Here is a 13,481-nt window from a genome sequence, read left to right on the forward strand (position 1 = left end):
CGAGCTTCCCAAGCCGGCCGACCCGGCACAACTCTTCGGGCCGTCGCCCTCCAGACGGCGCCTTCCGTCTTTTCTTTTTTCTCCCTGTGGGGAGCTTGGTCAGGTCCTCCATGTCTGATTTAAGTCTTCAACTGCAGCAGGCCACGAGCCAACTTCCAGTTTCCGCGTACTTCGACGAGTCGCTCTATGCGCGCGAGATGCAAACGCTGTTCGCGCAGGGCCCGCGCTATGTGGGCCACCGCCTGGCCGTGCCCGAGCCCGGCAACTTCCACACCCTGCCGCAGGAGCACCAGGGCCGCGCGCTGGTGCACACGCCCAAGGGCGTGGAACTCATCTCCAACGTGTGCCGCCACCGCCAGGCGCTCATTCTCCAGGGCCGCGGCCAGCTCGACAGCCAGGCCGGCGGCAACATCGTCTGCCCGCTGCACCGCTGGACCTATGCGGCCAGCGATGCGCGCACCACCGGCACGCTGATCGGCGCGCCGCACTTCCAGCAGGACCCCTGCCTCAACCTGCACAACTACCCGCTCACCGAGTGGAACGGCCTGCTGTTCGAGCGCGGTCCCGATGGCGCAGGGCGCGACGTGGCGGCCGACATGGCCGAACTCGGCCCGCGCGCCGACCTCGACTTCACGGGCTACGCGCTCGACCGCGTCGAGCTGCACGAGTGCAACTACAACTGGAAGACCTTCATCGAGGTCTACCTGGAGGACTACCACGTCGGCCCGTTCCACCCGGGCCTGGGCAGCTTCGTCACCTGCGACGACCTGCGCTGGGAGTTCAACCGCAACTTCTCGGTGCAGACCGTGGGCGTGGCCAACCGGCTCGGCCGCGCGGGCAGCCCGATCTACCAGAAGTGGCAGGAGCAGCTGCTCCAGTACCGCGAAGGCAAGCCGCCCAAGTACGGCGCCATCTGGCTCACCTACTATCCGCACGTGATGATCGAGTGGTATCCGCATGTGCTCACGGTGTCGACGCTGCATCCGGTGAGCCCTACCAAGACGCTCAACATGGTGGAGTTCTTCTACCCCGAGGAGATCGTGGCCTTCGAGCGCGAATTCGTCGAGGCCCAGCAGGCCGCCTACATGGAAACCTGCGTGGAGGACGACGAGATCGCCGAGCGCATGGACGCCGGCCGCCGCGCGCTCATGCTGCGCGGCGACGACGAGAGCGGCCCCTACCAGAGCCCGATGGAAGACGGCATGCAGCAGTTCCACGAGTGGTACCGCAGCGCAATGCAGAACAACGCCTGAGCCGATAGTGCAAGCACTCTGGATGGTGCTGGGCGCCTTCTTGTTCGCCACCATGAGCGTGGTCGTCAAGGTGGCCTCGGCCTGGTTCAACAGCGGCGAGATGGTGCTCGGGCGCGGCCTGATCGGCATCGTGTTCCTGTGGCTGCTGGCGCGCAACCGCGGCGTCTCCATGGCCACCCGCTACCCCGGCATGCACGCCTGGCGCAGCACCATCGGCGTGGTGTCGCTGGGCGCGTGGTTCTATGCCATTGCCCACATGCCGCTGGCCACGGCCGTCACGCTCAACTACATGAGCAGCGTGTGGATCGCGGCCTTCCTGGTCGGCGGCGCGCTGCTGGCCTGGGTGCCGGTGCCCGGGCGCGACGGGCGCATCGAGCGGCCGCCGCTGCAGGGCACGCTCGCGCTGACCGTGCTCGCGGGCTTTGCCGGCGTGGTGCTGATGCTCAAGCCCACGGTCAGCGGCAGCGACGGCTTCGCAGGAATGCTGGGCCTGCTGTCGGGCCTCACGGCCGCCTTTGCCTACATGCAGGTGGTGGCGCTGTCGCGCATCGGCGAACCCGAGCTGCGCACGGTGTTCTATTTCGCGGTGGGCTCCGCGGTGGCGGGCGCCTTTGCCACGGCCGCCACGGGGTTTTCGGGCGGAAATTCCTGGACGTGGCAGCATGCGCTGTGGCTGCTGCCGATCGGCCTTCTGGCGGCCCTCGGGCAGCTGTGCATGACGCGCGCCTACGCCACGGCCAAGACGCAGGCCGGCACGCTGGTAGTGGCCAACCTGCAGTACTCCGGCATCATCTTTGCGGCGTTGTACAGCGTGGTGCTGTTCGACGACCGCATCGACGCCGCCGGCTGGACCGGCATGGCGCTCATCATCGTGAGCGGCATCGCGGCCACCGTGCTGCGCCAGCGCGCAGTGCCCAAGGCGCCGGCCGAAGAACACTGATCCGCATCGACCCTCATCGACAACGAAGGAACCCCGCCATGTACACCACCCTCCTCAGCGTCGAACAACTCCAGCAGCTGCAGGCCGGCGACGCGCCCCACATGGTCTTCGACTGCAGCTTCGATCTCATGAAGCCCGAAGCCGGCGCGCAGCAATATGCCGCCGCCCACATCCCGGGCGCGGTGTACGCGAACCTCGACACCGACCTGAGCGCCAAGCACGGCATGCCGGGCGCGCAGGGCGACGTGGTCATCGCGCAGGAAGACGGCGTGCCGGCCTCGGGCGGGCGCCATCCGCTGCCCAGCCGCGAGAAGTTCGCGGCCTGGCTGTCGAGCATCGGCTTTTCCAACGACATGCAGGCCGTGGTGTACGACCGCAACGGCGCCAACTACTGCGGCCGGCTCTGGTGGATGCTCAAGTGGATGGGCCACGACGCGGTGGCCGTGCTCGACGGCGGCCTGCAGGCCTGGCAGGCCGCGGGCGGCGAAGTCACGAACCGCGAGGAGCCCGCGCACTTCCAGTCGAACTTCGTGATGGGCGAGCCGCTGGTGAAGCTCGTGGCCACCGACGTGGTGGCGCGCCGGCTCGGCCAGCCTGACCAGAACCTGATCGACGCGCGTGCCGCCGCACGTTATCGCGGAGAGGTGGAACCTCTGGACCCGATTGCGGGTCACATCCCCGGGGCTGTGAACCGGCCCTTCGCCGAGAACCTCGGCCCCGACGGCAAGTTCAAGCCGGCATCGCAATTGCGCGCCGAGTTCGAAGCGCTGCTCGCGGGACGCGATCCGGCGACGGTCGTCCACCAATGCGGCAGCGGCGTGAGCGCTGTGCCCAACCTGCTCGCGATGCAGATCGCGGGCCTTGGGACGACGGCGCTCTATGCCGGCAGCTGGAGCGAGTGGAGCAACACGCCGGGGCTGCCGACCCGGCAAGGCGCAGAACCATGAGCAAGACCCGACTTCGACGACGCATTTCATCCGGCCTCGCATTGGCCGCGGCGCTGTTCGCAGCCCCCTTTCTTTCCGCCCAGGCGCAGCAGCAGCATGCGCATGTGCACGGCCAGCTCAAGCTCGATGTGGCGATCGACGGACCCACGGTGGTGATCGACATGGAATCGCCACTGGACAACATCGTCGGCTTCGAGCGCGCGCCCAAGACCGACGCCGAGAAGAAGACCGCCGAAGACGCTATCGCCCAGCTGCGCGCAGCCGACAAGCTGTTTGCCATCGACCCGGCCGCCAACTGCAAGCTCGGCCCGGTCGAGCTGCGCTCCAGCGCACTGGGCCTTGGCAACCCCGACCCGGCAGAGCCCGCGGGCCATGCCGACCTCGACGCGACCTTTTCGTTCAACTGCACCCATGGGGCCGCGGCAAAGTTCATCGATGTGAATCTGTTCTCCGCCTTCAAGGGCACGCGCCAGATCGATTCGCAGATTGCATCCGCCCAAGGCCAGTTCAAGCGCCAGCTCAAGCGCCCGGCCGGCGCACAGGCCGCCCAGCCCGTTCGCCTGAACCTGGGCAAGTGACACTGTGAGCACCGTCCCCCAGGGCGAGGCCGCGCCGCCGCTGCGCGTGGTGCTCGCCGCCGAAGGGTTGCGCTTCTCGTGGCCCGGCATGCCAAGGCCGTGCATCGATATCGAGGCCTTGCGCATCACCGCGGGCGAGGCCGTCTTCCTGCACGGGCCGAGCGGCTGCGGCAAGAGCACGCTGCTGTCGCTTCTGGCCGGCGTGCTGGTGGCGGACGAAGGCCGCGTCACGCTGCTGGGGCACGACTGGTCGCAGCTCTCGGGCGCCGCGCGCGACCGCTGCCGCGTTGCGCACGTCGGCTACATCTTCCAGCAGTTCAACCTGCTGCCCTACCTGAACGTGCTCGACAACGTGCTGCTGCCCTGCCGCTTCTCGCAGCGGCGAGAGGCGCAGGCCGCACGCGGCGGCAGCGCGCGCGAAGAGGCCGAGCACCTGCTCGATCAGATGGGACTCGACCGCAACCTCTGGAAGCGCCAGGCGATGCAGCTCTCCGTGGGCCAGCAGCAGCGCGTGGCCGCGGCGCGCGCGCTCATCGGCCAGCCCGAAGTGGTGATTGCCGACGAACCCACCTCGGCGCTCGACGAGGACCGGCGCGAAGCCTTCCTCGACGTGCTGCTGACGGCCTGCGCCGTGAACAACAGCGCGCTCGTGTTCGTGAGCCACGACCAGCGCATTGCGCAGCGCTTTGCGCGGCACGTGCTGCTGCCCGAGATCAACCGCGCGGCGCCCGCGGCCATGGCGGCGGACAGCTGAGATGAAGGCACTTTTTTCCATTGCCTGGCGCAGCGCCTGGAATCGGCGCTTCACGCTGGCGCTCACGGTGTTCTCGATCGCGCTGTCGACCTTCCTGCTGCTCGGCGTGGAGCGCATCCGCACCGAGCTGCGCGAGAACTTCGCATCGTCCGTCTCGGGCACCGACCTGATCGTGGGCGCGCGCACCGGCGCCACGCAATTGCTGCTGTACTCGGTGTTCCGCATCGGCGCGGCCACCAACAACATTTCCTGGAAGAGCGTGCAGGCCCTGGCCGCGCATCCGGGCGTCGACTGGGTGGTGCCGCTTTCGCTCGGCGACTCGCACCGCGGCTTCGCGGTGCTCGCAACCTCGCCCGAATACTTCGCGCGCTTTCGCTACGGCAACCGCCAGCCGCTCGCGCTGCGCGAGGGCAAGCCCTTCAGCGCGCTGTTCGATGCGGTGGTGGGCGCCGAGGTGGCCGACAAGCTCGGCTACCACGTCGGCCAGAGGATCACGCTCGCGCATGGCAGCGGCGAACTCAATGCGTCCGAGCATGCCGACAAGCCCTTCACCGTGGTGGGCGTGCTCGCGCGCACCGGCACGCCGGTCGACCGCACGGTGCACATCGGCCTCGAAGCGATGGAAGCGATCCACCTCGAATGGGTGGGCGGCGCGCCGATGCCGGGCGTGAAGATCCCGGCCGAGCAGGTGCGCAAGTTCGACCTCACGCCCAAGAACGTGACGGCCGCGCTCGTGGGCCTGAAGAACCGCTCGGCCGTGTTCGGCGTGCAGCGCTGGATCTCCACCTACACCGGCGAGCCGCTGATGGCCATCCTGCCCGGCGTGGCGCTCGACGAGCTGTGGAGCGTGATCGGCATCGGCGAGAACGCCCTGCTGCTGATGTCGGCGCTGGTGGCGCTGGTGAGCCTTGCGGGCCTGGTCTCGGTGGTGATGGCGGGGCTGAACGAAAGGCGGCGCGAGCTGGCCGTGCTGCGCGCCGTGGGTGCCGGCCTGCGCCATGTGCTGGCGCTGCTTGCGCTGGAGGGCGCCATGGTCACCGTGCTGGGCGTGGCCTTCGGCGTGGTGATGGCGGTGCTTGGCATTGCCCTGCTCGCGCCATGGCTGCAGGCGCAGTTCGGGCTGACATTGAGCCTTTCGCCACCTACACTGAACGAATGGCTGCTGATGGCGAGCCTGCTGGTCGCGGGCTGGCTGGCAAGCCTGCTGCCGGGCATCCGCGCCTATAGGCTCTCGTTGGCCGACGGCCTTTCCCCGAGGATTTGAACCATGCGCATCGCAAAGAAGAACTCCACGATCAACGCCTTCACGCGGCTTTCGATGCTGCTGGCTGGCGCCGGCCTTGCCGCCGCCACATGGGCCGCCGACCCGGCACCCAAGGACACGACCGCATCGAACCCGCTCGGCGGCAAGGCCGCACCGCCTGCTGCCGCAGCCAAGGCTGCGCCAGGCCAGCCGCGCCAGATCACCTGGGAAGAGCTCGTGCCCAAGGACTGGGACCCGGCCAAGGAATTCAAGGGCATGGACCTGAGCGCGCTCAACGACGGCGACCCGCGCGCCAACGAGCTGCTCATGAAGATGCAGGAAGTGTCGAACAACGCGCCGACCAACCCCTCCATGAACGGCGCGGACATCAAGATCCCGGGCTTCATCGTGCCGCTCGAGGAAGCCAAGGGCGAAGTGACCGAGTTCCTGCTCGTGCCCTACTTCGGCGCCTGCATCCACACGCCGCCGCCTCCGGCCAACCAGATCCTGCACGTGGTCACGCCCAAGGGCGCCAAGTTCCGCGCCATGGACACCGTGTGGGTCACCGGCAAGCTGCAGACGCTGCGCAACGATTCGATGATGGGCGTGAGCGGCTACCACGTGAACGCGACGAGCGTCACCAAGTACACGGGCGGCGCCAAGTAGAGCCTGGGGCTTGTGGTTCTGCGCCGACAGCGCAGGCGGCGCAACACCGACACAGACCGTTGCATCGACGATGCAGGCTGGCGTCGTCGCTACAGGTGGCGCGCCGTTGAAGAGTTTCGAAGGCGCGGCTTCCGCGCCCATAGGAACTCCAGATGACAACATCACTGCGCCGCACCCCGCTCGCGCGGCTCCTGACGATCTCGCTGTGCATCGGCGCAATCGGCATCGCCGGCTGCAACAAGACCGACGGCACGCCTTCGGCACCGGCACCCGCGCCTGCACCTCCAGCGGCCGCCGCGCCGGCACCTGCGCCGGCCGCCCCCGCGCCAGCGGCCTACACGCCGCCCTCCGCCGAGCAGCTCTACCAGCTGGTCGCGCCCATCGCGCTGTACCCCGACAAGCTGGTGGCGCAGGTGCTGGCTGGTGCCACCTATCCCGACCAGATCACGGCCGCGCACGGCTGGCTCGCGCAGAACGCGTCCCTCAAGGGCGGTCCGCTCGCGGACGCAGCCAACCAGCAGCCCTGGGACCCGAGCGTGAAATCGCTCACCGCATTCCGCCCCGTGCTGGACCAGATGGCCGGCAACATCGCGTGGACCGAAGCGCTCGGACAGGCCTACTACAACGATCCGGCCGACGTGATGAACGCGATCCAGGTCATGCGCCAGCGCGCATCGGCGGCGGGCCGGCTCAAGAACAACGACAAGCTGCGCGTGGCCAGCGCCGCCACACCGCGCAACTACGCACCGGCGCCTGACGTGCAGCCCGTCTATGCGGGCCCCGCCGTCGTCGAGCCGCCGCCGCAGTTCATCACCATCGAGCCTGCGCAGCCCGACGTGGTCTACGTGCCGAGCTACGACCCGCAGCGCATCTACGGCGAACCCGTGCCCGTGTATCCCGGCTATGCGTACACCCCGCCCGTCGAGGTTGCGCCCGGCTACAGCCGCGGCCAGATGGCGGCGGCCGGCGCGTTCACCTTCGGGCTCGGCGTGGTGGTGGGCGCCGCGCTCGAGCGGCACGACTGGGGCTGGCGCTCGTGGGACGTGAACTGGGGCGCGCCGCGCTACCGGGATCGCGACCGCGCGGTGCCGCCGGCCTATGCGCGGCCCGCCGTGGTCTACAACAACAGCACCTACATCTCGCGCTCGACGACCGTGGTCAACAACGTGCGCAATGTCTACAACAACAACGCGCCGCGCGGCCTGCCGCCGGGCGCGCCCCCGCCCAATTTCGCGGCCGCGCCGGGTCTGCCCCCGCCACAGAACGCCCAGTTCGCGCAACAGCAGCAACAACAGCAACGGGAGCAGCAGGCACGGCAGCAGCAAGCCTTCATGCGCCAGCAGCAGGAGCAGCAGCAAGCCGCACAACAAGCACAGCAGCTGCAGGCCCGCCAGCGCCAGCAGGAGCAGCAGGAGCGGCAGGCACGCCTTCAGCAGCACCCGCAGCAAGACCCATTGCAGCGCCAGCAAGCGCAACAGGCGCAGCAACAGGCGCAGCAACAAGCACAGCGACAGGCGCGGCAACAGGCACGACAACAGGAGCGGCTGGCGCGGCAGCAGGCGCACAACACGCCCCCGCAAGCGCCGCAGGCCTTGCTTCAACAACAGCAGCAGCAGCAGGACCTCGCGCGGCGGCAGCAGGCGGCCCAGCAGCAACAGCAACAGCAACAGGCGCGCGCGGCCAGCCAGGCCCAGCAGCAGCAGGCCATGCAGGAGCGCCAGCAACAAAGGCAATCGGCGCAGCAGGAGCAATCACGGCGCCAGCAGATGCAGCAACAGCAAGCCCAGCAGCAGGCCCGCGTGCTCCAGCAGCAGCAAGCGCAACAGCAGCAGATGCAGCGGCAGCAGGCGCAGCAGCAGGCCCGGCAACAGCAGCATCAAGAGCAACTGCAGCGGCAGCAGCAAGAAGCGCAAGCAGCGCGCCAGCAGCAACAGCGGCAGCAGGCGATCCAACAACAGCAGCAACAGCAGCAGCAACGCCAACAGCAACAGGCTCAACAGCAAGCGCAGCAGGCACAGCAAATCCGCCAGCAGCAGCAACAGGCCCAGCAGCACGCGGCCGCCGCCGCAGCGGCCCATCGGCGCCCGCCCGGCCGCCCCGGCGAACCGCCCAAGGACCAGCCCTGAAGGCGGCGGCCGCGAGGCCGGTTACTGCTTGCCGATTTCCGTCAGCAACCGGGTGACGAGATAAAGGCGCGGCACGATCGAGTCGACCTCGATGTATTCGTCGCGTGCGTGATAGCCGAAGCCCGCGAGGCCGAAGCTCTCGACCACGGTGGCCTTGCCGGAGCGGCCCGCATAGCCCGCATCGGTGCCGCCGCCGGTCATGGGCGTGAGCGCGAGCTCGCGGTCGATCTCCTTGTAGATGGCCTGGGCCTTCTCGCCCAGCGCGCGGCCCTTCTCGCCCGCCACGAAAGCCGGGCGGCCCACTTCCACCTTGAGCGTGGTCTCGGTGTCGGGCACCAGCTTGCCGCTCGCGAGCTTCGCCTGCAGCGCGGCTTCGAGCTTCTTCTCGGCGCCGGGCTGCGTGATGCGGATGTCGCCGAGCGCCTGCGCCTTCTCGGTGATCTGGTTGATCGGGCCGGTGGCGCGCGCCACGGTCCAGTTGAGTGCCACGCCGGGGATGTCCTTGGCCACGTCGCGGGTCTGCAGCAGCTGGTACGACAGCTCGTACAGCGCGTTGCGGCCCAGCTCGGGTGCGGCGCCCGCATGCGATGCGCGGCCCTTCACGTCGAGCGTGGCCTGCGCGATGCCGGCCGCGCCCAGCAGCAGCGATTCGCCCTTGGCCACCGACTTGGCGGCGGTGGGCTCGAAGGACAGCACCGTGTCGTGCTGGTCGGCCATGGTTGCGATGAGCTCGCCCGAGCCCACCGAGCCCACTTCCTCGTCGGGGTTCATGAGCACCGTGAGCGTGTCGTAGTCGCGCCAGCCCGCATCGGCCAGGATCTTCAGCGAAGCCATCATGACCGCGAGCCCGCCCTTGTCGTCCGCGATGCCCGGCCCGTAGATGCGGTTGCCGTCGACCTTGTAGGGCTGGCTGTTCAGGATGCCGGCGGCGTACACCGTGTCCATGTGGCCCTGCAGCATGATCCTGCGCTTGCCCGTGCCCTTGAGGGTGCCGATGACGATGTCGGCGCCCGCGCCCGCCGTGGCCTTGCGCCGCTCCGTCTTGAAGCCCGCGGCCTTCAGGCGCGCTTCCACCACGTCGGCCATCTTGAGCAGGCCGTCGACGTTGAGGCTGCCCGATTCGATCAGCACCATTTCCTTGAGGTTGTCGATCACCGCGGGCTGCGCCTTTTCGGCGGCGGCGAGCAGCTTGGCATCGGGCGCGGCGTGCACGGCGGCGGCGGCGCCAAGGGCGAGGCTGCAGGCCAGCGACACGGACCGCAGGGCAAGGAAGGACGAGGGCAGGTTCATGATGGTTTCTTGTCGGAGTGATTGGCGGGCGCCAGCATAGCGACCCTCGCCAGCATTCGCGCGCAAATCGGCGACAGCAGGACGGCGCGGCGAAGCGTCAGGCCCCGCGGCCTCGCGTGGCTTTCTTCGTGGCGGCTGCGGGCTTGGATCTGGGCGGCACCTTCCCCACCGGCCCGGAAGCAGGCGCCTCGCGCGCCGACCGCATGTGCCCGCTCTCCGCCGTGGTCATGCCCACGATCTTCGCGAGCTGCCGGCTCACGCTCACATAGGCATGGCCGAGCCGGCTGTCGAAATACAGCGAGTCGCCGCGCGCAAGCTGCACCACTTCGCCGTTCTCGAAGTGCACCTCGATCTCGCCCGACAGCACATAGGCGAATTCCTCGCCCGCATGCCGCACGAAGTCTTCCGGCCCATGGATGCGCCGCGCATGCACCGTGCCCACGATGGGGCTCATCTGCTTGCCGGCCGCCGTGGTGCCGAGGAATTCGTAGGCGATCGAGAGGCCCCGGTACACCACGCCCTTGCCGGCGCGCGTGACGACCGGCCCGTCGAGCTGCGCGGGCTTGACGCCGGCGCCCGCGAACATGGCGTTCATGTCCATCTCGAGCGCGCGGCCGAGTGCGGTGAAGTTCTCGTAGCCCAGCGCGAGCTGGCCGCGCTCGGCGCGCGAGATGGTGGTGATCGACACGCCCGAGCGCTCGGCCAGCTGCGCCAGCGTCCAGCCGAAGCGCTTGCGCGCGGCGCGCAGCCGATGGCCGAAAGTGGTGCGGTCCAGCGTGGGCGCCTCGTCCTTCGGCCTTGTTCCCGGCTTGGTCCCTGTGTGTGGATTCACGCTTGGCTTTCTCTTGTGGTGCAGCGCAATTCTGCCAGCCCGGCGCCGCGCCATCCATGACAGCCCGCACGGCGCAGGCCTGGAATTTGCGTATGCGCAAATTGCGTTGACGCAAATTTCACCGATGCTGTGCACCATGGTTTCCCCTTGGTGCCTCCTATTTTATTTGCGTATCCGCAAATTTCTACCTACACTTTTCGCCGATGACTGCAAACTCCAAAGCGCCCACGGTGGCCGACTACCTTGTGATTGGCGGCGGCATTGCCGGGGCTTCGGTGGCCCACTGGCTCGCCCCGCATGCCCGCGTTATCCTGCTCGAACGCGAAGCCCAGCCGGGCTACCACTCCACCGGCCGCTCGGCCGCGCTCTTCATGGAAAGCTACGGCACCGCGCAGGTGCGCGCCCTCACCATGGCGAGCCGCGCCTTTCTCGAGCATCCGCCCGAAGGCTTTTCCGAGCACCCGCTGCTCACGCCGCGCGGCGCGATGATGGTCGCGAGCACCGAGCACCTGGCCGAGCTCGAGGCCCACTGGAACGTGCTGCGCGCCATGAACACCGGCGCCACGCGGCTTGGCAGCGAAGAAGCGCTGGCAATGGTGCCTGCGCTCAGGCCCGGGCAGGTGGCCGGCGCCGTCTACGAACCCGACGCCGCCGACATGGACGTGCACGCCATCCACCAGGGCTACCTGCGCGGCATGCGGCAGGCCGGCGGCAAGCTGGTGTGCGATGCCGGCGTGACGGCCATCGAACGCATCGGCGAGCGCTGGCGCGTGACGGCTGGCGGCAATGTCTACGAAGCACCGGTGCTGCTCAACGCCGCGGGCGCCTGGGTCGACACCATCGCGCGGATGGCCGGTGTGAAGCCCATCGGCATCGAGCCGCGCCGGCGCTCGGCCTTCGTCTTCGCGCCGCCCGAAGGCAGCAGCGTCGCGCACTGGCCCATGGTGTTCGGCGCCGACGAAGGCTGGTACATCAAGCCCGATGCCGGCATGCTGCTCGGCTCGCCGGCCAATGCCGACCTGGTCGAGCCGCAGGACGTGCAGCCCGAGGAGCTGGACATCGCCTTCGCGATCCACCGCATCGAGGAAGCGACCACGCTCGCCATCCGCCGGCCCGCGCGCACCTGGGCCGGCCTGCGCTCCTTCGTGGCCGACGGCGACCTGGTGGGCGGCTTCGATCCGGACGCGCCGGGCTTCTTCTGGGTTGCGGCGCAGGGCGGCTACGGCATCCAGACCTCGGCGGCCATGGGCGAGGCCTGCGCCGCGCTGGCGCGCGGACTGCCGCTGCCCGAACGCATCGCGGGCTTCGGCCTCACGGCCGAGATGCTCGGGCCGCAGCGGCTGCGCACGGCCGCAGCCGGCTGACAAGAACACTCCCACCACCACAGAGACAAACCCATGCGTGTCTTCAGCGCCTCCCTGGCCACCGAAACCAACACCTTCGGCCCGATGCCGACCGGCCTCGCCTCCTTCAAGGACCGCGGCTACTTCCCGGCCGGCCGGCATCCGGACGCGATGACGCTGTTCTCGGGCCCGCTGTGGGCCGCACGCATGCGCGGCGCCGACCGCGGCTGGGAGCTGTTCGAGGGCATGGTGGCCGGCGCGCAGCCCAGCGGCACCACCACGCGCCACGCCTACGAAACGCTGCGCGACGAGTTGCTGGCCGACCTGCGTGCGGTGCTGCCGGTCGACATGGTGCTGCTCGGCCTGCACGGCGCGATGGTGGCCGACGGCTACGACGACTGCGAAGGCGACCTGCTGGCGCGTGTGCGGCAGATCGTCGGGCCGGGCGTGGTGATCGGCGCCGAGCTCGATCCGCACAACCATCTCACGCCGCAGATGGTAGCCAACGCCGACCTGATGATCTCGTTCAAGGAATATCCGCACACCGACGTGCTCGAACGCGGCCTGGAGCTGGTGGACATCTGCGCCGCGATGGCCGAAGGCAAGGTGAAGCCGGTGGCCGCGGTGGTCGACTGCGACATGATCGTCACGGTGCACACCTCGCGCGAGCCGGCGCGCGGCTTCGTCGAGCGCATGCAGTCGCTCGAGGGCAAGGACGGCGTGCTGTCGATCTCGCTCACGCATGGCTTCTCGTGGGGCGACGTGCCCGAGATGGGCACCAAGGTGCTGGTCTACACCGACGGCGACCAGGCCAAGGCCGATGCGCTGGCCCGCCAGCTGGCCGACGAAGTCATCGCCATGCGCGAGGGCCTCGCGATCGACTACCCGGGCATCGACGCCTCGCTCGACCAGGCGCTGGCCTTCGACGGCGGCCCGGTGGTGCTGTCCGACGGCGCCGACAACCCCGGCGGCGGCGCGGCCAGCGACTCCACCTTCATCCTGCGCCGCATGGTCGAGCGCGGCATCACCAACGCGGCCATTGGCCCGATGTGGGATCCGATCGCGGTGCGCATTGCCTTCGATGCAGGCGTGGGCGCCAAGCTCGCGATGCGCATCGGCGGCAAGATCAGCCCGCTGTCGGGCGACCCGATCGACCTCGACTGCACCGTGAAGGCGCTCAAGCACGACCTGGTGATGACGGGCCTCGCGGGCACGCCCACGCTCATGGGCGACAGCGCGCTGGTCGAGGCCAACGGCATCGAGATCGTGCTGATCACGCTGCGCAACCAGGCCATGGGCACCGACCTGTTCACGCAGCTGGGCTGCGACCTTGCGGCCAAGAAGATCATCGTCGTGAAGTCGTCGCAGCACTTCTATGCCTCGTACTCGAAAGTCGCGAAGCACGTGATCTACGCCGGCGCTCCCGGTGCAGTGACGCTCGACCTCAACACCCTGCCCTACCGCAAGGCGCGCCTGCCCAAGTGGCCCATCGGCGTCGCCGCCTGACCT

Annotated in this window: 12 protein-coding genes; 10 read left to right on the forward strand and 2 right to left on the reverse strand. The window is 68.9% G+C overall.

What is annotated here, in order from left to right; translation table 11 throughout:
• Positions 1–110 precede the first annotated feature (110 nt).
• The 8 genes from VPA02S_RS05005 (at position 111) to VPA02S_RS05040 (ending at position 8,507) form a co-directional block, all read left to right on the forward strand.
• Entirely contained in the window at positions 111–1,253 is a 1,143-nt protein-coding gene (locus VPA02S_RS05005) for an aromatic ring-hydroxylating oxygenase subunit alpha (RefSeq protein ID WP_062362491.1), read from the forward strand.
• Positions 1,254–1,275: 22 nt separating this feature from the next.
• Positions 1,276–2,193: a DMT family transporter gene (locus VPA02S_RS05010; RefSeq protein WP_012746710.1), complete on the forward strand. Its 918-nt coding sequence runs from the start codon at positions 1,276–1,278 to the stop codon at positions 2,191–2,193.
• Between the two features lie 38 nt (positions 2,194–2,231).
• Positions 2,232–3,140, forward strand: a complete 909-nt coding sequence (locus VPA02S_RS05015; RefSeq protein ID WP_062362494.1) for a sulfurtransferase — start codon at positions 2,232–2,234, stop codon at positions 3,138–3,140.
• On the forward strand, positions 3,137–3,718 hold the full coding sequence (locus tag VPA02S_RS05020) for a DUF2796 domain-containing protein (RefSeq protein WP_062362496.1): 582 nt from the start codon (positions 3,137–3,139) through the stop codon (positions 3,716–3,718). Before VPA02S_RS05015 ends, VPA02S_RS05020 begins: the two co-directional genes overlap by 4 nt.
• Positions 3,719–3,722: 4 nt before the next feature.
• Entirely contained in the window at positions 3,723–4,472 is a 750-nt protein-coding gene (locus VPA02S_RS05025; protein ID WP_062362498.1) for an ABC transporter ATP-binding protein, read from the forward strand.
• A 1-nt stretch (position 4,473) separates the two neighbouring features.
• Positions 4,474–5,736: an ABC transporter permease gene (locus VPA02S_RS05030; RefSeq protein ID WP_012746706.1), complete on the forward strand. Its 1,263-nt coding sequence runs from the start codon at positions 4,474–4,476 to the stop codon at positions 5,734–5,736.
• A gap of 3 nt (positions 5,737–5,739) precedes the next feature.
• Positions 5,740–6,381: a DUF3299 domain-containing protein gene (locus VPA02S_RS05035; protein ID WP_012746705.1), complete on the forward strand. Its 642-nt coding sequence runs from the start codon at positions 5,740–5,742 to the stop codon at positions 6,379–6,381.
• 152 nt (positions 6,382–6,533) lie between these two features.
• Positions 6,534–8,507, forward strand: a complete 1,974-nt coding sequence (locus VPA02S_RS05040; RefSeq protein ID WP_062362500.1) for a DUF3300 domain-containing protein — start codon at positions 6,534–6,536, stop codon at positions 8,505–8,507.
• A 21-nt stretch (positions 8,508–8,528) separates the two neighbouring features.
• Here VPA02S_RS05040 and VPA02S_RS05045 read toward each other — a convergent pair whose 3' ends face one another.
• Positions 8,529–9,797: a glutamate carboxypeptidase gene (locus VPA02S_RS05045; RefSeq protein WP_062362501.1), complete on the reverse strand. Its 1,269-nt coding sequence runs from the start codon at positions 9,795–9,797 to the stop codon at positions 8,529–8,531.
• A 97-nt stretch (positions 9,798–9,894) separates the two neighbouring features.
• Complete coding sequence (locus VPA02S_RS05050) at positions 9,895–10,629, reverse strand: helix-turn-helix domain-containing protein (RefSeq protein WP_062362503.1); 735 nt, start codon at positions 10,627–10,629, stop codon at positions 9,895–9,897.
• Positions 10,630–10,832: 203 nt separating this feature from the next.
• Here VPA02S_RS05050 and VPA02S_RS05055 point away from each other — a divergent pair, with 203 nt between their 5' ends.
• Entirely contained in the window at positions 10,833–11,993 is a 1,161-nt protein-coding gene (locus VPA02S_RS05055; protein ID WP_062362505.1) for an NAD(P)/FAD-dependent oxidoreductase, read from the forward strand.
• Between the two features lie 33 nt (positions 11,994–12,026).
• The gene (locus VPA02S_RS05060; RefSeq protein WP_062362506.1) at positions 12,027–13,478 is read left to right on the forward strand and encodes a M81 family metallopeptidase; all 1,452 of its coding nucleotides are present in this window, start codon (positions 12,027–12,029) and stop codon (positions 13,476–13,478) included.
• Positions 13,479–13,481 lie beyond the last annotated feature (3 nt).

Source organism: Variovorax paradoxus NBRC 15149 (assembly GCF_001591365.1).
Taxonomy (GTDB): Bacteria; Pseudomonadota; Gammaproteobacteria; order Burkholderiales; family Burkholderiaceae_C; genus Variovorax; species Variovorax paradoxus.